This is a genomic window from Anaerovorax odorimutans (assembly GCF_024459955.1).
GTDB lineage: Bacteria > Bacillota > Clostridia > Peptostreptococcales > Anaerovoracaceae > Hominibacterium > Hominibacterium odorimutans_A.
On sequence record NZ_JANFXK010000234.1, the window covers coordinates 1 to 227 of the forward strand.

The window sequence follows — 227 nt, forward strand, 5'->3', positions numbered from 1 at the left end:
GCCACAGGACCGATCACAAGGTCGTCTATCAATTCAATCGCTTTGATCTTATCATCCGTACTTCCCTGATGTCCCATCTCGTCCGGCGCTTCAATATGTACATAAACAAAATCATAGCCGTCCTCTGTAAGCGCTTTCACCGCAGCTTCAGCCTTTCCTCCATAATTTGTATGGAGTCCGCCATTTGCTCCTTCTACCGTAATATTATCCATTTCTGCGCCTACTGC

Annotated in this window: 1 pseudogene; it reads right to left on the reverse strand. The window is 46.7% G+C overall.

What is annotated here, in order from left to right:
• A pseudogene (locus tag NE619_RS18605) lies at positions 1–212 on the reverse strand (phosphoglycerate mutase); the annotation flags it as partial.
• Positions 213–227: the final 15 nt, after the last annotated feature.